Annotated in this window: 16 protein-coding genes and 1 pseudogene; 9 read left to right on the top strand and 8 right to left on the bottom strand. The window is 72.7% G+C overall.

The features are described from left to right. The 6 genes and pseudogenes from LCD33_RS25240 to LCD33_RS25215 all read right to left on the bottom strand — a co-directional run. Positions 1-591: pseudogene (locus tag LCD33_RS25240) on the bottom strand (hypothetical protein); the annotation flags it as partial. 161 nt (positions 592-752) lie between these two features. Next, positions 753-1,916 (bottom strand): lactonase family protein, encoded by a 1,164-nt coding sequence (locus LCD33_RS25235; protein WP_224968997.1) that lies wholly within the window; start codon positions 1,914-1,916, stop codon positions 753-755. Positions 1,917-2,297: 381 nt separating this feature from the next. Then, positions 2,298-3,251, bottom strand: a complete 954-nt coding sequence (locus tag LCD33_RS25230) for an NADP-dependent oxidoreductase (protein WP_224967959.1) — start codon at positions 3,249-3,251, stop codon at positions 2,298-2,300. A 152-nt stretch (positions 3,252-3,403) separates the two neighbouring features. Beyond that, on the bottom strand, positions 3,404-4,795 hold the full coding sequence (locus LCD33_RS25225) for a GntP family permease (RefSeq protein WP_224960139.1): 1,392 nt from the start codon (positions 4,793-4,795) through the stop codon (positions 3,404-3,406). A 19-nt stretch (positions 4,796-4,814) separates the two neighbouring features. Further along, positions 4,815-6,404, bottom strand: coding sequence for an amidohydrolase family protein (locus LCD33_RS25220; protein ID WP_224978352.1), 1,590 nt, complete (start codon positions 6,402-6,404; stop codon positions 4,815-4,817). Between the two features lie 16 nt (positions 6,405-6,420). Further along, positions 6,421-7,719, bottom strand: a complete 1,299-nt coding sequence (locus LCD33_RS25215; RefSeq protein WP_224960141.1) for an amino acid deaminase — start codon at positions 7,717-7,719, stop codon at positions 6,421-6,423. 115 nt (positions 7,720-7,834) lie between these two features. Between LCD33_RS25215 and LCD33_RS25210 the strand changes: the two genes are divergently transcribed. Both LCD33_RS25210 and LCD33_RS25205 read left to right on the top strand, forming a co-directional pair. Further along, entirely contained in the window at positions 7,835-8,224 is a 390-nt protein-coding gene (locus LCD33_RS25210; protein WP_224960142.1) for a RidA family protein, read from the top strand. Positions 8,225-8,412: 188 nt separating this feature from the next. Beyond that, positions 8,413-8,943, top strand: a complete 531-nt coding sequence (locus tag LCD33_RS25205) for a formaldehyde-activating enzyme (RefSeq protein ID WP_224960143.1) — start codon at positions 8,413-8,415, stop codon at positions 8,941-8,943. Positions 8,944-8,949: 6 nt separating this feature from the next. Here the strand turns inward: LCD33_RS25205 and LCD33_RS25200 are convergent, their stop codons facing one another. Then, positions 8,950-9,360 (bottom strand): DUF1844 domain-containing protein, encoded by a 411-nt coding sequence (locus LCD33_RS25200; protein ID WP_374108149.1) that lies wholly within the window; start codon positions 9,358-9,360, stop codon positions 8,950-8,952. A gap of 309 nt (positions 9,361-9,669) precedes the next feature. Between LCD33_RS25200 and infC the strand changes: the two genes are divergently transcribed. The 7 genes from infC to LCD33_RS25165 all read left to right on the top strand — a co-directional run bounded on the left by infC (position 9,670) and on the right by LCD33_RS25165 (position 17,403). Beyond that, the gene (gene infC, locus LCD33_RS25195) at positions 9,670-10,179 is read left to right on the top strand and encodes a translation initiation factor IF-3 (RefSeq protein WP_374108151.1); all 510 of its coding nucleotides are present in this window, start codon (positions 9,670-9,672) and stop codon (positions 10,177-10,179) included. Between the two features lie 151 nt (positions 10,180-10,330). After that, positions 10,331-10,525, top strand: coding sequence for a 50S ribosomal protein L35 (gene rpmI, locus LCD33_RS25190; protein WP_224960145.1), 195 nt, complete (start codon positions 10,331-10,333; stop codon positions 10,523-10,525). Positions 10,526-10,619: 94 nt separating this feature from the next. Continuing rightward, on the top strand, positions 10,620-10,988 hold the full coding sequence (gene rplT / locus LCD33_RS25185) for a 50S ribosomal protein L20 (RefSeq protein WP_224960147.1): 369 nt from the start codon (positions 10,620-10,622) through the stop codon (positions 10,986-10,988). Continuing rightward, positions 10,988-11,824 carry an RNA methyltransferase gene (locus tag LCD33_RS25180; protein ID WP_224960159.1) on the top strand — a complete coding sequence of 279 codons (837 nt, stop codon included), beginning with the start codon at positions 10,988-10,990 and terminating at the stop codon, positions 11,822-11,824. The genes rplT and LCD33_RS25180 overlap by 1 nt, the downstream gene beginning before the upstream one ends. Before the next feature lie 232 nt (positions 11,825-12,056). Then, positions 12,057-13,124: a phenylalanine--tRNA ligase subunit alpha gene (gene pheS, locus LCD33_RS25175; RefSeq protein WP_224960149.1), complete on the top strand. Its 1,068-nt coding sequence runs from the start codon at positions 12,057-12,059 to the stop codon at positions 13,122-13,124. A 36-nt stretch (positions 13,125-13,160) separates the two neighbouring features. Further along, on the top strand, positions 13,161-15,653 hold the full coding sequence (pheT, locus tag LCD33_RS25170; protein ID WP_224967957.1) for a phenylalanine--tRNA ligase subunit beta: 2,493 nt from the start codon (positions 13,161-13,163) through the stop codon (positions 15,651-15,653). Positions 15,654-15,918: 265 nt separating this feature from the next. Further along, a complete protein-coding gene (locus LCD33_RS25165; RefSeq protein ID WP_224960153.1) occupies positions 15,919-17,403 on the top strand; it encodes a serine/threonine-protein kinase in 1,485 nt (494 codons plus the stop codon). 82 nt (positions 17,404-17,485) lie between these two features. Here LCD33_RS25165 and LCD33_RS25160 read toward each other — a convergent pair whose 3' ends face one another. Continuing rightward, on the bottom strand, positions 17,486-18,022 hold the full coding sequence (locus tag LCD33_RS25160) for a DUF3558 family protein (protein WP_224963323.1): 537 nt from the start codon (positions 18,020-18,022) through the stop codon (positions 17,486-17,488). Positions 18,023-18,235 lie beyond the last annotated feature (213 nt).

The raw sequence follows: 18,235 nt of genomic DNA, 5'->3' as shown, positions 1-18,235 counted from the left end.
CCCGCCCCCCGCCCCCGCGCGCCCCCCCACCCCCCCCCCCCCCCCCCCCCCCCCCCCCCCCGCGCGCGGGGGGCCCCGGCCGCGGCGGGCCCCCCCCCCCCCCCCCCCCCCCGAACCCGCTCCGTCGGGCTCCGCGCTGCGGCTCTTGAGCCGGAGCAGCCTGCTGCGCGCGTAGGTCCGCAGCAGGTCGCGGGCCTGCCGGTTCGGCACCTCGTCCGGCTCGGGCGGTTCCAGCTTGTGCTGCAGCAGGTAACTCGCCAGGGCGTAGCGGTGGAAGCGGATCCGCCCCTGCCAACGCCGCGAGTCGTGCCCGCCGAGGCCGAGCGCGACCTTGTCCAGGAGCTGTTCCCGCATCAGCACCGAGCGGTCCAGGTCGTTCTCCGGCAGCGGCTGGTCCGCGCTGATCAGCACGTGCGGCACCCCGCTGCCGAGGTGACCGCCGAGCTGGGTGGTCAGGTCGTGGGGCCGGTCCGGCCGGACCAGGTGGAAGATCGGCTGGTCGCCGACCGCGGTGAGCAGGCGGGGGCGCCGCCACCGCGACCCGATGACCGAGCGCAACTCCTTGACCGGGATGGTGCTGTTCTCGCTCATCGCGAACCCCCTCGATGCCGCCGAAGCGAACCACTCAGAGTAGCGATCTCACCTGTCCGGGGGGAGGTGTGCGCCGCGCGGATGCGGGTTCTCGCTACTCAGCCCGCGCGGCTTCGCTCGTTCGGCCGCATCCGTGGACCGATCCGGCGTCCACCGACCGGTCAGGGCGCGAACGCGAGCACCACCGCCGAGGCGAAGGCGCCGGGCTCCTCGGCGGGGGAGAGCAGGCCGGTCCCGGGGTCGCGGGGCAGCCGGGTGATGGTGCCGGAGTGCTGGTTCACCACGTGCAGCGCCGCACCGTCGGGGGCGAACGCGAAGTGCCGCGGCCACTGCCCGCCGGTGGGGGTGCTGCCGACGCGCTCCAGCCCGTCCTCCCGCACCGCGAACACGGCGATCGCGTCGTCGCCCCGGTTGGAGGCGTACACGTGCGCGCCGTCGCCGGTGACGGCGATCTCGGCGGGGAAGTTCTCCCCGGCCGCGCCTTCGTCGCGGGTGCCGATGACCTGCCCGGCGGTGAAGGCGGCGCCGTCCCAGTCGAGCACCGTGATCGTCGAGGCGAGCTCGGCGAGCAGGTAGGCGCGGTTCCCGTCCGGGTGCCAGGCGAGGTGGCGCGGCCCGGTCCCGGTGGGCAGGTCGAGGCGTTGCCGCTGCGCGAGCTTCCCGCCCTCCAGCGCGTACACGAACACCGCGTCCGCACCGAGGTCCACGGCGACCACCAGCTCGTCGTCCGGCGCGACGAGCACCTGGTGGGCGTGCGGTTCGGCGGCGTCGTGGCGCACCAGGTCGGTGGCGTCGCCGATGCGCCCGTCCGCGTCGAGCGGGTGCACCGAGACGGTGCCGTCGGTGTAGTTCGCCGCGAGCAGGTGCCCCGCCGGGTGCACGGCGAGGTGCGTCGGCCCGGCGCCGCCGGTGGGGGTGCTGCCGAGCACGGCGGGCGCGGCCGGGTCGGTGATGTCGAGCGCGGTGACCGAGCCCTGCTCCAGCTCGTTGGTGGTGTAGAGGACGCGTCCGTCGGCGGAGGTGGCGAAGAACGAGGCGTCCGGCACGCCCTCGACCGCGGTGGTGGCGGTGAGCTTCCCGGTGGCGGCGTCGAAGGCGGCGACCTCGAAGCCGCGGCCGCCGGTGGAGCTCATGCTGCCGACGTAAGCGGTGGTGGTGGCCGGCTCGGACGTCGCGCGGGCACCGGCGGAGGCGGCGGCGGGCAGCAGCGGCAGCGCGCTCGCCCCGGCGAGCAAGCCCAGGAAGCCGCGGCGGCGCAGGCCGCTCGCAGGCCGGGAGTTCGCGGGCAGGCCGTTCGACTGCCGGGCGTGGTCAGGTCCGGACACGGTGCTCTCCTTGATCGGGTGCATCGGCGCCCATCTCACCCCATGCCTCGACAATGGACTAGACCACAATGGCCCAATCGTCCCCGGGCCTTTCAACTCGGCGTGCTCGCTGCGGGATCGCGAGGACAGCGCGGCGAGGAGATCACTGACTGCCCGTCTTTGAACCCCGCCCGGCGGGTCGTGTCAGTTTCTTGTCGGCGGCGAAGCCGATGAGCTGCCGACCACCAGAGCAAGCCGACCACCCGCGGGTTCTCAGCGGCGTCCTCGCGAGGACAGCGTTTTCTCATGTGGCGGAGCCACCTGTGAAAACGATCCCGCAGCGAGGGCGCCGCTGAGGTTCCGCTTCCCGCCGTGCCTCGCAGCAGCGGAAGGGGCAGCAGTTCAGGACTCGACGTGTAGTACTTGTTTGCCGTGCACGTGCCCCTGCTCGCCGCGGCGGTGCGCCTCGGCCGCCTCGGCCAGCGGCAGCACCTCGTCGATCCGGGTGCGCACCGTTCCGTCGTCGATGAGCCCGGCGATGGTGCTCAGCGCGGGCCCGTCCGGTTCCACCAGGTAGCCGGTGGCGCGCACCCCGCGCTCCCGGGCGAGGTCGAGCAGCTCCGGCGCCACCCCGGACGGCACCGCGATCAGCAGCCCGCCCGGCTTGAGCACGTCCAGCGAGCGGGTGCTGGTCCGGTCGATCCCGTCGCCGACGAGGTCCAGCACCACGTCGATCTCGCCGGTCTCCTCCTCGAACCGCGCGGCGCGGTAGTCGATCACCTCGGCGGCGCCGAGCTCCCGCACCCAGTCCTGCTTGGCGGCGCTCGCCGTGCCGATCACGTGCGCGCCCGCGTGCGCGGCGAACTGCACGGCGAAGTGCCCGACCCCGCCGGACGCGGCGTGCACCAGCACCCGCTGCCCGCGGGTGACCCCGGCCAGGTCCACGAGGCTCTGCCAGGCCGTGAGCGCGGCCAGCGGCACCCCGGCCGAGTGGTCGTGGTCCAGGCCCACCGGCTTGCGGGTGAACTGCCGCGCGGGCGCGGTCACGTACTCGGCGTAGGCCCCGGCCCGGCGTGGGAACCACGGCATGCCGTAGACCTCGTCGCCGACCTCCAGCGTGTGCACGCCGAAGCCGATCTCCTCGACGATGCCGGAGACGTCCCAGCCGAGCACGAACGGCGGTTCGCCGAGAACTCCGGCCATCCCGCCGCCCTCGCGGGTCTTCCAGTCCACCGGGTTGACCCCGGCGGACACGACGCGCACCAGCACCTCGGTGGGCAGCGGCGCGGGGCGGGGCGCGGTGGTCTCGTGCAGCACTTCCGGTCCGCCGAACCGGTCCTGGCTGATGGCGCGCATGGTCTTGTCGCTCATGGTCCCTTTCCCGTCATGTCCGGTCGCCGCCGAAGCTATCCGCCGAGGGGTACGCACCCGCAAGGTCTGCTGCTACCCGGCGGGAAGCATCGAGGTGGGGGGGCCGGGATACCCGGCCCCCCACCGATCGACACCGGCTACACGACCAGGCTCAGCAACACCGCCATCGCGAACCCGGTGACGGACAGGATCGTTTCCAGCACCGTCCAGGTCTTGAGCGTGTCCTTCGTCGAGATCCCGAAGTACCGGGAGATGATCCAGAACCCCGCGTCGTTGACGTGCGAGGCGATGATCGAACCGGCGGCGATGGCCACGGCGATCAGCGCCAGCTGCGGCTGCGAGTACCCGAGCCCGGCCACCAGCGGCGCCACGATCCCGCCGGTGGTCACGATCGCCACGGTCGCCGAGCCCTGCGCGATCCGCAGCCCGGAGCTGATCACGTACGCCGAGGCGATCAGCGGCAGCCCGGACGCCTCCAGGGTGCCGGCGAGCGCTTCGCCGACACCGGTCTCGGCGAGCACCTTGCCGAAGAACCCGCCCGCGCCGACGACCAGCAGGATCATGCCCAGCGGCCGCAGCGCGGTCGAGGTCAGCGTCGCCAGGTCCGGCCCGGTCAGCCCGCGCTTGGTGCCCAGCAGCCAGAACGCGATCAGCACCGCGATGGTCAGCGCCACCACCGGGTTGCCCAGGAACGTCAGCACGTCCAGCGCCGCCCCGGGCGGCAGCGTGATGCTGGCGAACGTCCCGCCGAGGATCAGCAGCATCGGCAACCCGATGACGAGCGCGACCACGCCGAGCTTCGGCTCGTCGCCGGGAGCGGAGCCGAGTTCCGCGGGCGGCGCGGTGTCCGGCACGTCCACGTGCAGCCGCTTGCCGATCCAGGCGGGGAACAGCACACCGGAGACGACGAACGCGGGGATCCCGCACGCCAGCCCCATCAGGATGACCCAGCCGAGGTCTACGCCGAGCAGCCCGGCGGCCACCACCGGCCCGGGGTGCGGCGGCAGGAACGCGTGCGTCATGGACAGGCCGGCGACCAGCGGCAGGCAGTACAGCAGGATCGACCGCCCGCCTTGGCGCGCCGCGCTGTAGACGAGCGGCGCGAGCACGAAGATGCCGATGTCGAAGAACACCGGGATGCCGAACAGCAGCCCGGACAACCCCATCGCCAGCGGCGCCCGGTTCTCCCCGAACGCGGCCAGCAGCCTGCGGGTGAGCAGCTGCGCGCCACCGGAGGCCTCCAGCACGGCACCGAGGACGGCGCCGAGCCCGACGATGGCGGTGATGTGCCCGAGGATGCTGCCGAAACCGCTCTCCAGCAGGGATTCGCTGCTCTTCTGCGCGGAACCGACGAGGTCGGTGACGGGCACTCCGGCGACGAGCGCCAGCAGCAGCCCGGTGATGATCAGGGCGATGAACGGTTCCACCCGGAACCGGATGATCATCAGCAGCAGGGCGGCGATCCCCGCCGCGCACAACGTGAGCAGACCCGCGGTGTCGTGCTGCAACCAGTGCACTAAACCATCCACAGTGGACTCCCTTGTGGTGTCAAGGTGTGCGGCGCACCGCACGGCCGGGCAGCGCGCCGGTGCGCCGCCCGGAGTCGAGGACCGGCACCCCGTTGACCAGCACCCGGTGCACGCCCGTCGCGGTGCTGCGCGGCCGGTCGAAGGTGGCGGTGTCGGCGATGGTGTCCGGGTCGAACAGCACCAGGTCGGCGATCGCGCCTTCCCGGACGCGGCCGCGGTCCGGCAGCCGGAGCCGGTCGGCGGGACGCGAGGTGAGGTGCCGGACGCACTCCTCCAGGCTCAGCACGCCCAGTTCCCGCACGTAGTGCCCCAGGTAGCGCGGGAACGTCCCCCACGCGCGCGGGTGCGGCCGGTCGCCGACGAGCAGCCCGTCGCTGCCGCCGGTGTGCGCGGGGTGGCGCATGATCGCGCGGACGTTCTCCTCGTGCCCCACGTGCATCAGGCAGGAGGTGCCGAGCCGCTCCGAGAGCAGCACCTCGAAGAACACCTCGGCGGGCGTCGTGCCGGTCCGCCGCGCCGATTCGGCGATGCTGAGCCCGACCAGGTGCCCGTTGCGCTCGGCGTCGCGCACCCCGTTGATCTCGATGGCGGACCAGTCGATCGGCACCCCGTGGCAGCCGTCGGAGCCGCTGACCTCCATGTCGTGCCGGATCCGCACCCGCAGCTCGGGGTCGCGCAGCCGCTCCAGCGTGGCCTCCACCCCGCCTTCGGCGACCCAGCTCGGCAGCAGCGCGTGCAGCGAGGTCGCGCCCGGCAGGTACGGGTAGCTGTCCAGCGTGATGTCCGCGCCCGCGTGCAGCGCCGAATCCACCAGCCCCAGCAGGTCCCCGGCCCGCCCCCGGTTGACCTCGAAGTTCATCATCGCGTGCGCCAGGTGCAGCGGGCAGCCGGACGCCCGGCTCACCTCGATCATCTCCGCGTAGGCGGTGAGCGCGCCCGCCCCGTAGCTGCGGTGGTGCGGGCTGTGGAACCCGCCGTGCGCGGCGACCACCCGGCACAGCTCGGTGAGCTCGGCCTCCGAGGCGTACATGCCCGGCGTGTAGGTCAGCCCGGAGGACATCCCCACCGCGCCCTCGTCCAGCGACTCCGCCAGCACCCGCCGCATCCGGTCCAGCTCGGCCCCGGTGGCGGGCCGGTCGTCGTGGCCGACGCACAGTATCCGCAGCGTCCCGTGCGGCACCAGGTAGGCGGCGTTGACGGCGATCCCGGCGTCGAGCCGGTCCAGGTACTCGCCCACGCCGCGCCAGTTCCAGTCGAACCCGGGCGGATCATCGTTCCACCCGGCGATCTGGGCGCGCACCGCGGCCAGCGTCGCGTCGTCGACCGGCGCGTAGGACAACCCGTCCTGGCCGAGCACTTCCAGCGTGACCCCTTGCGAGACCTTCGCCAGGTGGTCCGGTTCGGCGAGGATCTGCAGGTCGGAGTGCGAGTGCATGTCGATGAAGCCCGGCGCGAGCACCAGCCCGTCCGCGTCGACGACCTCCCGCCCGCCGAGCGTCCCGGGAGCGGTGATCTCGGTGATCCGCTCGCCCGCCACCGCCACGTCGGCGCGGTAGCGGGGCGCCCCGCTGCCGTCGACGACCGTCGCGCCCTCGAAGACCCCGTCCATCCCGACCTCCGCAGGTTCAGAAGAAGGTGTGCACCAGATCGACCACGCTGTCCCCGTCCACGACCGGGATCAACCGCCACTTGTCGAAGACCGTGCACGGGTGCGACAACCCGAACCCCACCCAGTCGCCGATCCGCGGCCCGTCCTCGGGGACGCGCAGGAACGCGTGCTGGTCGGCGAGCGAGGTGACCGCGCACCCGGTCAGCTCCCGCACGACCCCGTCCGCGCCGCGCACCACCTGCGGTTCGGGCAGGTCCTGGTCGAACGACACGTCCCGGCGGCCCAGCGTGGCCAGCGCCAGCCCGGGCTCGGGCCGGGAGGTGACCTGCGCCCAGACCCGCATCGCGGGCCGGAACGGCGACTCGTCCCCGGCGAGCCGGTGCGCCCGGCCGAAGGGGGAGTTGCGGCGGTACAGCCCGTCGTCGTGCGTCAGGTAGGCGCCGCTGCGCAGGACCGGCAGCACCCGGGCGCTGGTGGGCCACGGCGCCGCGAGGGATTCGGCGACCTGGTCGAAGTAGGCGCTGCCGCCGCCGGAGACGATGATCTCCGCGGTCTCGAACAGCCCGGCGCGCTCGACCTCGTCGACGAGCTCCCGCAGCCGGGCCAGGTAGTCGTCCACGGTGGCCAGGGCGTCGTCCCCGGTGCCGTGCGCGGCGGCGCCCTCGTAGCCGGCGACCCCGGCCAGCCGCAGCCGCGGGCTCGCCGCGACGGCCCGCGCCACCTCGACGCCCCGCTCGACCGACCGCACCCCGGTCCGGGCGCCTTCCCAGCCGAGCTCGACCAGCACGTCCAGCGGACGCTCACCGGTCCAGGAGGCCGCCATCAGCTCCACCCCGGCCACCGAATCGGCCCAGCAGCTGAACTCGAACTCCGGGTCCCGGTCCAGCTCGCCGCTCAGCCACCGCAGCCCGTCCGGGTCCAGCAGCTGGTTCGCCAGCAGCACCCGCCGCACCCCGAACGCCCGGTACACCCGCAGCTGCGCGACGTTCGCCGCGGTGATGCCCCAGGCGCCGTGCTGGAGCTGGCGCTGGAACAGCCGCGGCGCCATCGTCGTCTTCCCGTGCGGGGCGAGCAGCACCCCGTGCCGCTGGCACCACCGGGCCATCGTCGAGAGGTTGTGCTCCAGCGCGGGCTCGTCCAGCACCAGCACCGGGCCGGTGAACCCCGAGCCGGACAGCGTCGGCCGGGTCGCCAGGAACTCCGCCGCGGTGCTGCCGGACGCCCCGCTCGGCAGGCCCTTGTACCGCCAGTCGAGCACGTCCTGCCGCAGGGCGGACACGGCCTGGTCGTCGATGCCGGGAGTGGTCGGGGACAAAGCGCCTCCAGTGCGACGAGCGCGAAGTGATCGGGAGATGATAGGCCCACCGGAGGCGCGGTGGTCCAGACGAATTCCGCGCCGCCCGCCAGACCGCCCGAGCGCAGGAGGAACCATGCCCAGGCAGATCATCACCAGCGACGCCGCACCCACCCCGCCGCCGCACATCCCGCTGTCCCCGGGCGTGCGCAAGGGCGGCATCGTGCAGGTCTCCGGGCAGACCCCGGTCGACCCGGCCACCGGGGAGATCGTCGCCGGTGGCGTGCCGGAGCAGACCGAGCGCGCACTGCGCAACGTCATCGCCGTGCTGGAGGCCGCGGGCGCCGGCCTGGAGGACGTGATCATGCTGCGCGTCTACCTGACCGACGTCTCCCAGTTCGCCGAGATGAACGAGACCTACGCCCGCGTCGTCGGCGAGCCCTACCCGGCCCGCACCACGGTCTACGTCGGCCTGCCCGCGGGACTGCTCGTCGAGATCGACGCCCTCGCCGTCCTCGGGGACTGACCGGGCGGGTTGCTCCGTTCCGGGGACCAGCCGCGCTGAAGGCCGCGCGGGCCTCCCGGAAGCCGGTCGCGGCCGGACGACCGCTCACCGCACCCGGCCTTGACAACCGGGTGCGGTGCTCGGAGGGTGTCGATCAGTCACCCGGTCCGTCCGGCCCTGGCCGGCGCGGTTGGTCAAGGAGGGCGTGCATGACCACGTTCGGCGACCTGGACGGCCGGCTCGCGCAGGGCTGGGGCGGGCGGAAACCCAACGGCTGCCGGGTGATCGTGGTGCTGGCCCGCCGTGGTGGCACCACCGCCGCCGGATTGCTCACCACGCTCACGGTCCCCACCGAGCGGCTCGCGCCGATCCTGGTCTCGGTGGGCGACGCCCCGCACGCCTGCGTGGCCGTGCAACCGCCGACGCTGCTCGTCGGGCACGAGGTGGCCGCCTCCGGCCGGACCGCGGCGCTGATCCTCGGCGCCTGCCAGGTCGGCACCGCGCAGGGCGTGCTGGACTCGGTGGCCGAAGGCCTGCTGGAACCCGACCAGGAGACGATGGTGTTCGTCTCGCTGTGGCTGGACCACGACGCCGACGACGAGACCGCGGTCCGCTACTCCGCGCGGGAGGCCGTCGGCGAGGCCGTCCGGGACGCGGTCACCGGGCACACCAAGGAGCAGGTGCGCGGCCTGGTCGACGACCGGGACCGGCTCACCCACCCCTACTACGGGGGGAGCTGACCGGGGTCAGTGCACCGGGCCGGTGTACTTCTCGCCGGGCCCCTGGCCGGGCGCGTCGGGCACGGCGCTGGCCTCGCGGAACGCGCGCTGCAGGCTCTGCAGGCCGTCCCGGATCGGCGCGGCGTGCAGGCCCAGGTACTCGACGGAGGCGGTGACCAGGCCGGCCAGCGCGGTGATCAGCCGCCGCGCCTCGTCCAGGTCGCGGCTCGGCGCGGTGTCCGGGTCCTCGTCGCCCAGGCCGAGCTTCTCGGCGGCGGAGGACATCAGCATCACCGCGGCACGGCTGATGACCTCGACGCTGGGAACATCCACGAGCTCGCGGACGTTGGTGCCGAAGTCCGCCTCGGCGGGCGAGCTCGATCCCGAGCCCTGCTCCGGAGTGCTTTCGGGGGGCGGGGTCGGCTGCGCTTCGTTCACGACTGGTACCCTGACATGAGCGACCAGCCCCCGCGCAGTCGGGGGCGGCAAAGTGGAGCCCCGCTCCCACCCGTGCAGCCGACTCTCAGGCCGCCGGGTCCGGTCCCACCGGCGGTACGCCGGTGGTGCGAGCGGTATTGCGGTACCGGTTCGATCGGTAGGAGTAGGGTCTCGCGGTTCCGGTGCATCCGGAATTCCCGCGGGACTACTGCACGTCCAGGGGCGAGCTTCACGCGCCGAGGCTGCAGAACGACCGAAGCATCGAACCGAGGAGGCCCCATCAGCACGGAGACGCGCATCAACGACCGCATCCGCGTGCCCGAAGTCCGCTTGGTCGGACCGAACGGCGAACAGGTCGGCATCGTCCGCATCGAGGACGCGCTCCGCCTGGCGCAGGAAGCGGATCTGGACCTTGTCGAGGTCGCCCCGCAGGCGCGCCCGCCGGTCTGCAAGCTCATGGACTACGGCAAGTTCAAGTACGAGAGTGCGCAGAAGGCTCGCGAATCGCGCCGCAACCAGCAGCAGACCGTCATCAAGGAGCAGAAGCTCCGGCCGAAGATCGACCCGCACGACTACGAGACGAAGAAGGGTCACGTCACCCGCTTCCTCGGCCAGGGTCACAAGGTCAAGGTGACGATCATGTTCCGCGGTCGTGAGCAGTCGCGTCCCGAGCTGGGCTTTCGTCTGTTGCAGCGGCTGGCCGACGACGTCGCCGAACTGGGGTTCATCGAGGCCAACCCGAAGCAGGACGGCCGGAACATGATCATGGTCCTGGCGCCGCACAAGACGAACAAGACCAAGCCGAAGGCGACCGCGTAAGGCCACCGGACGCATCGGGTGCCGCCCCGGCCGATCGAGCCGGGGCCCCGCCGATGCCTGGTCGGTTGCCGGCGCCGGTCGGGTGCAAGGGCCGATCAGGTCCGCCGTGGAGTCCGCTCCGCGGCGGACCCCGTATGAGAAGGATTGAGAGATGCCGAAGAACAAGACCCACAGCGGGACCGCGAAGCGCTTCCGGGTCACCGGCAGTGGCAAGCTCCGCCGCGAGCAGGCGGGCCGTCGCCACATCCTGGAGAAGAAGTCCAGCCGGGTGACCCGTCGCCTGGAGGGCACCGAGGCCGTCGCCAAGAACGACGTCAAGCGCATCAACAAGCTCCTGGGCCGCTGAGCCCGGCGCCGCGCAACGCGGCGCTCAGGCTCTCCAGCGCTCCCAGCCCCCCAGGGCGGTCCGCCGCCCCCGATGAGATCGACAGGACGGACCCGTGGCACGCGTCAAGCGGGCAGTGAACGCCCAGAAGAAGCGCCGCAGCATTCTCGAGCAGGCCAGCGGTTACCGCGGCCAGCGCTCCCGGCTGTACCGCAAGGCCAAGGAGCAGACGCTCCACTCGAACGTCTACGCCTACCGCGACCGGCGCGCCCGCAAGGGTGAGTTCCGGAAGCTGTGGATCACCCGCATCAACGCGGCGACCCGGCAGAACGGCCTCTCCTACAACCGCTTCGTGCAGGGCCTGAAGGCCGCCGACGTCGAGGTGGACCGGAAGATCATGGCGGACCTCGCGGTCCGCGACCCGCAGGCCTTCGCCGCGCTGGTGGACGTCGCCAAGAAGCACCTGCCGGAAGGTGCGGCCTGATCACCGAGGGCACGCACGAGCAGCAACGGCCCGGGACACCTCCGCTGACGGAGCGATCGTCCCGGGTCGTTGTCGCGCGCAAGCTCACCCGCCGCGCCGGCCGGGACCGGGCGGACGCCTTCCTCGCGGAGGGCGCGCAGGCGGTCGGCGAGGCGCTCGCCGCGCACGCCGCGGGACGGGCCGAGGTGCGCGCGCTGTTCGCCACCGAGGAACAGGCGGCGAAACTGCCCGAGGTCGACGTTCCGCTGCACGTGGTGACCGACCGGGCCGCGGCTTCGCTGTCGGAGACCGTCACCCCGCAAGGGCTGGTCGCGCAGTGCGCGCTGCCCACCACGACACCTGCCGAGGCGTTGGCCGAGCGGCCGCCGCTGGTGGCGGTGCTGCTGGGCATCTCCGACCCGGGCAACGCCGGGACGGTGGTGCGGGTCGCCGACGCCGCGGGCGCGGGGGCGGTGCTGTTCGCGGGCGACACCGTGGACCCGTACAACGGCAAGGCGGTGCGCGCGTCGACGGGCAGCGTGTTCCACCTGCCGGTGGCGCGGGACCGGGACGCGTCGGCGGTGCTCGCGGCCTGCCGCGCCGCGGGCCTGCGCCTGGTCGGCGCCGACGGGTACGCCGAGGGCGACCTGGACACGGCGTCGGTGGCCGGGGAACTGGCGGCTCCGACGGCGTGGGTGTTCGGCAGCGAGGCCCACGGCTTGCCGCCGGAGGTCCTCGCCGAACTGGACGCGACGCTGCGGGTGCCGATCTACGGCGGTGCGGAGAGCCTGAACCTGGCCACCGCCGCCGCGGTCTGCCTGTACGCCTCCGCGCGGGCCCAGCGGCACCGCGGGTAGTCGACCCTCGCGCAGGTGAACACGCCCAGGAACGCGGCTGCGCGAAAAGCGCTCGACCGGGTCGCTTAGACTCGAACGGCTGCGGCACGCATCCGCAGGTCACCCAGCAGGTGCAGGCCCATCGGGAGCCCGGTGGGCGGGCCGGACGAAATGGTCATGCCGGGCGGGTCACGCCGTGCTTGTCACGCCTGACAAGTGTCGCCTGACGAATGACGGGAGTCATGCAGTAACGATGTCTGGAGCCAACGACTCGTACGACCCCAAGGAGGTCGCCGCGCTCGCGCCGGAGACGCTCGACCGCGCCGTCGTCGAAGCCCGCAAGGGGTTCGAGGAGGCCGCGGACCTCGACGAGCTCGCCGCCGCGAAGCCCGCGCACCTGGGGGAGCGTTCGCCGCTGCTGACGGCCCGCCGGGAGATCGGCGCGCTGCCGCCGAAGGCCCGGTCCGAAGCGGGCAAGCGCGTCAACGAGGCCCGGCAGGCGATTCAGGGTGCGTTCGACGAGCGCCGCGCCGTGCTGCAGGCCGAGCGCGACGAGAAGGTGCTGCGCGAGGAATCCGTGGACGTCACCCTGCCCTCGGGCCGGGTCCCCGCGGGTGCCCGGCACCCGATCACCCAGCTCACCGAGCACGTCAGCGACGTGTTCGTCGCGATGGGCTGGGAGGTCGCCGACGGCCCCGAGCTGGAAGCCGAGTGGTTCAACTTCGACGCGTTGAACTTCGGCAAGGACCACCCGGCGCGCACCATGCAGGACACGTTCCACGTGGGCCCGGAGGACTCGGGGCTGGTGCTGCGCACGCACACCTCGCCGGTGCAGATCCGGTCGATGCTGAGCCGGGAGCTGCCGGTGTACCTGGTGTGCCCGGGCCGCACGTTCCGCACCGACGAGCTCGACGCCACCCACACCCCGGTGTTCCACCAGGTCGAGGGCCTGGCGGTGGACGAGGGCCTGACGATGGCGCACCTGAAGGGCACGTTGGACGCGTTCGCCCGCGCCATGTTCGGCCCGGAGTCGGTGACGCGGCTGCGCCCGAGCTTTTTCCCGTTCACCGAGCCCTCCGCGGAGCTGGACGTGTGGTTCCCGCAGAAGAAGGGCGGCGCGGGCTGGGTCGAGTGGGGCGGCTGCGGCATGGTCGACCCGAACGTGCTGCGCGCCTGCGGCATCGACCCGACCAAGCACACCGGGTTCGCGTTCGGCATGGGCCTGGAGCGCACCCTGCAGTTCCGCAACGGCATTCCCGACATGCGCGACATGACCGAGGGCGATGTGCGGTTCACCGAACCGTTCGGCATCGACTCCTGATCACCGTCCCGCTGCGAGAGAGAAGGACCTGAGCAAGTGCGGATTCCGGTTTCCTGGCTGGCCGAGCACCTGGAGCTGCCCGCGGACACCACCGCCGACACGCTGGCGGAGGCCTTCGTCCGGATCGGGCTGGAGGTCGAGGAGGTCGCCCACCTGTCGCAGGTGAGCGGCCCGCTGGTGGTCGGCCGCGTGGCCGAGATCGAAGAGCTCACCGGCTTCAAGAAGCCCATCCGGTTCTGCCGGGTGGAGGTCGGCGACGACGAGGACGGCGAGCGGCTCACCCAGGGCATCGTGTGCGGCGCGACGAACTTCACCGAGGGCAATCTCGTGGTCGTGGCCATGCCCGGCACGATCCTGCCCGGCGGGTTCGAGATCGCGTCCCGCAAGACCTACGGGCGCGTCAGCGACGGCATGATCTGCTCGGCCAAGGAGCTGGGCATCGGCGAGGACCACGACGGCATCCTGGTGCTGCCCGCGGGTGTCGCCGACCCGGGCGCGGACGCGACCGAGCTGGTGGGCCTGGACGACGCGGTGATCGAGCTGTCGATCACGCCGGACCGCGGCTACTGCTTCTCGGTGCGCGGTCTGGCCCGCGAGCTGTCCAACGCGCTGGAGGTCCCGTTCGGCGACCCGGCCTCGATGCCGGTGCCGGAGGACGAGCGGGAGTCCCGCGCGGTGCGCGTCGAGGACGAGCAGGCATGCTCCCGGTTCGTGTTCCGCCGGGTGACCGGCGTGGACCCGACGGCGCCGACGCCGTGGTGGATGCGGCGCAGGCTGGCGCTGGCCGGGATCCGCTCGATCTCGCTGTCGGTGGACGTCACGAACTACGTGATGCTGGAGCTGGGCCAGCCGCTGCACGCGTGGGACGCCTCGAAGCTCACCGGTGACGTGGTGGTCCGCCGCGCCGCCGAGGGCGAGGAGCTGACCACGCTCGACGACGTGCGGCGCGAGCTGGACCCGGACGACATCGTGATCTGCGACGAGTCCGGTCCGGTGAGCCTCGCCGGCGTGATGGGCGGGGCCAGCACCGAGATCGGCCCGGAGACCCACGACGTGCTGCTGGAAGCGGCGAACTGGGACCCGGCGAGCATCGCCCGCACCATCCGCAGGCACAAGCTGCCCAGCGAGGCGGGCAAGCGCTTCGAGCGCACCGTGGACCCGGCGGTCGCCCCGGTGGCCGCCGAGCTGGCCGCGCAGCTGCTGGTGCGCTACGGCGAGGGCCGCATCGCGCAGGGCCGCACCGACGTGGGCGCGCCGCTGGCGCCGCCCGCGGTGACGATGCCGCTGGCGCTGCCGGACAAGATCGCGGGCGTGCTCTACGAACGCGGTGTCACCGCGCGCCGGTTGTCGCAGATCGGCTGCCGCATCGAGGTCGGCACCTCCGACGAGGGCGTCGGCCTGGTCACCGCGCACCCGCCGACGTGGCGCCCCGATCTGAAGCAGCCCGCCGACCTGGTGGAGGAGGTGCTGCGGCTGGAGGGTTACCACACGATCCCGTCGGTGCTGCCCGCCGCGCCTCCCGGCCGGGGGCTCACGCCCGAGCAGCGCCGCCGCCGCGCGGTGTCCCGGGCGCTGGCCGCCGACGGCCACGTCGAGGTGCTGCCGTTCCCGTTCACCAGCGACGAGGAGCTCGGCAAGCTCGGCATCGCCGAGGACGACCCGCGCCGCCGCGCGCTGTCGCTGCTGAACGCGCTCGAGTCCGAGCGCTCCGAACTGGCGACGACGTTGCTGCCGGGGCTGTTGGATTCGTTGCAGCGCAACGTGTCCCGCGGTCGCCGCGACCTGGCGCTGTTCCACATCGGACAGGTCGTGCTGCCCGCCGAGCAGCCCCCGGCGCTGCCGGAGGTCGGGGTGGCGCAGCGCCCCGCGGACGAGGAGATCGCCGCGCTGGACGCCGCACTGCCCGCGCAGCCCGTGCACGCCGCGGTCGTGCTGGCCGGCAAGCGGGAGCGCCAGGGTTGGTGGGGCCCGGGTCGCGAGGCCGGCTGGGCCGACGCCGTCGAGGCCGCGCGCACGGTGGCGCGCGCCGCCGGGGTGGAGCTGACGGTGACCGCGGGCGACCTCGCGCCGTGGCACCCGGGCCGTTGCGCGGCGCTCAAGGTCGGCGAGACCGTGGTGGGCCATGCCGGTGAGCTGCACCCCAAGGTCGTCGAAGAGCTGGGCCTGCCGAAGCGGGCCTGCGCGATGGAGATCGACCTGGACGCGCTGCCGCTGCCGGATTCGCGTCCGGCGCCGTCGATCTCGGCCTACCCGCCGGTGCTGCTGGACGTGGCGCTGGTCGTGGACCGGGAGGTGCCCGCGGCGGAACTGGTCGAGGTGGTGCGCTCCGGTGGCGGTGAGCTGCTGGAGGACGTGCGGCTGTTCGACGTGTACTCCGGTGAGCAGCTGGCCGAGGGCAAGAAGTCCCTCGCGCTGGCGCTGCGGTTCCGCGCCGCGGACCGCACGCTCAAGCAGGAGGAGGCCACCGAGGCCCGCGACGTGGCCGTGCGGGCCGCCGAATCCCGCTTCGGAGCGGCGCTGCGCGCCTGATCCGAGAGCAACGCGACGAGGGCGCCCCTTCCAGCCGGGAGGGGTGCCCTTTTCCGTCTCCGGACCGCTCTTCTTCGTCTCCGGACCGCTGCGCGCCGAGCTTCTTCCGCGCGTCCGATTCCGCTGAAAGCACGCCCGTTCCGCGCCGTGCGGAGTAGTGGTTCCGGCGGATTCCGCTTGTCCACCCCTGTGCTCGCGAACGTTTCCGGACCTGGCAGAGTCGATCGTGGCAGTGATCGTCGCGGAGGTGTGGAGGAGTCGTGTCATGAGCGCTCAGGATCGACTGGTCGCCGGGCGGTACCGGGTGGAGTCGAGGCTGGGCAGTGGCGCGATGGGCGTGGTGTGGAAGGCCTCCGACGAGCGCCTCAACCGCATGGTCGCGGTCAAGGAACTGCACCTGCGCCAATCGTCGAACGACCAGGACGTGCAGACGGCGAAGCGCCGCGCGATCCGCGAAGGCCGGATCACCGCGCGGCTGATGCACCGGCACGCGATCGCGGTCTACGACGTGGTGGAAGAGGACGGGCGACCGTGCCTCATCATGGAGTACCTGGATTCGCGGAGCCTCGAAGCGGTGCTCGCGGAACGCGGCACGCTGCCCGTCCCGGAGGTCGCGAAGCTCGGTTCCGACGTCGCCGCCGCGCTGGTCGCCGCGCACGACGCGAAGATCGTGCACCGCGACGTGAAGCCGGGCAACATCCTCGTCGCCGACGACATCACCAAGATCACCGACTTCGGCATCTCCCGCGCGCTCGGCGACGCGAGCACCACCGGCGTGCTGGCGGGCACCCCCGCGTACCTGGCGCCGGAAGTGGCGCAGGGCGGCAAGGCCGACTTCCACACCGACGTGTACTCGCTGGGCTCCACGCTGTACGCGGCGCTGGAAGGCCGGCCACCGTTCGGCCTCGGCGACAACTCCATCGTGCTGCTGCACCGGGTCGCCTCCGGCGAGTTCGACCCACCGGAGAACGCGGGCGAACTGGGGCCGGTGCTGCTGCGGATGCTGGCCGCCGACCCGGCGCAGCGGCCCACCATGCAGCAGGCGCAGCGCGCGCTCGCCGCGGTCGCCGCGGGTGACGAACTCCCGGCCGAGTTCACCGCGGTCCCGATCCCCACTCCGACCCGCCCGCTGCGCGAGGAGAAGCCCGCGCCCGCGCCGGCCCCGGTCGCGGAACCGGCGCAAGAGCCCCGGAACCGCGGGCGCTACGGGCTGATCCTGGTGGGTGCGCTGCTCGTCGTCGGCGCCGGAGTGGCGGCCGCGCTGCTGACCGGAAACCTCAGCGGCGACCGCACCGCGGCGCCGCCCGCGACCTCCGAAGAGGTGCAGCCGCGCCCCGAGCCCTCGTCCGGCCAGGAACCGGCGCCGTCGAGCACCGCGGACGAGCCGACCTCCGCCGAGCAGCCCGCACCGCCGGAGCCACCGCAGCAGCCGGAGACCCCCGACCAGGTCGTCTCCGAGTACTACGCGGCCATGCCCGGGAACCTCGACGCGGCCTGGCAGCAGCTCACCCCCGACTACCAGACGAACCACGCGGGCGGCTACGACGCGTTCCGCGAGTTCTGGCAGCCCATCACCGGAGTGCAGGCCTCCGGGGTGACTACCGAGGGCACCAACACGGCGCAGGCCACGATCACCTACCAGTTCAACGACGGGCGCACCGTCGAGGAGCGGACCCGCTACACGCTGGTGCGGGACGGCGCCTCCTGGAAGATCGCCGCGACGACGGTGCTGAGCAGCCGGACCCGCTGACCCGCTTCAGGTGAATGGCCCACCCGCCCAACGACAACGGACGGATGGGCCATTCACCTGGGGGATCCGGGGGTTCCGGTGGTCAGTGGGGGAGGCGGGGTTCGACCTGCTGGGCGAGCTTCTTGCCCTCGCCGCAGGGGTCGGGGACGTCGTCCTTCATGAAGCCGGTGACGGAGAGGATGATGACGCCGCCGCCCGCGTCGACGAGGGTGTTGCAGATGCCCTGTCCGGTGGATCCTGCGGAAACACCGGTCGCCGCGGCACGCCCGTTGATGTCGAACTTCTGGTAGCTGTCCCAGTGGCCGCCGGTCTCGTAGCTCGCGACGGTCTCGTCTTGGTTCTTGTACAGGGTCAGCAGCATGGTCTCGCCTTCGAAGGAGCAGCCGGTCTCGAAGGTGAGGTCCTCGATGCGTTCGGACGGCCCGTTCGCGCCTGCCTCGGTCCGCTCGTCCGGTGTGAAGAAGGTGCAGGTGTCGAAGTCCCGGAGCCCGGCCGGTTTCGGCTGCGGTGCGGGCGATTCCTCGCCCCCGGGTGTGGTGCCGCCGAGTGCGCAGCCGGACAGGCTCAGCAGCCCGGCGCAGGCGGCGGTGGTGATCCACCAGCGGGTACGTCGGGTCAACTGGGTACCTCTCTGCATGTCTTCGGCGCTCTGACGGTCGGTGGCAGCTAGTCCTTGGCGAGGCTCGTCAGCCACCTGTCGTTTCGACGACGGGTGCACCGTCGAGGAGGTGAAAGATCGCCGTGACGGCCGTCTTGAGCAGCCGGACCCGCTGACCCGCTTCAGGTGAATGGCCCACTGGCCCGTTCTCGTTGGGCGGGTGGGCCATTCACC

The organism is Saccharopolyspora sp. 7B, from assembly GCF_020177435.1.
In the GTDB taxonomy this organism is placed as follows: domain Bacteria; phylum Actinomycetota; class Actinomycetes; order Mycobacteriales; family Pseudonocardiaceae; genus Saccharopolyspora_C; species Saccharopolyspora_C gregorii.
Note: the sequence above shows the minus strand (reverse complement) of the source record. Positions and strands in the feature narration are given on the sequence as shown.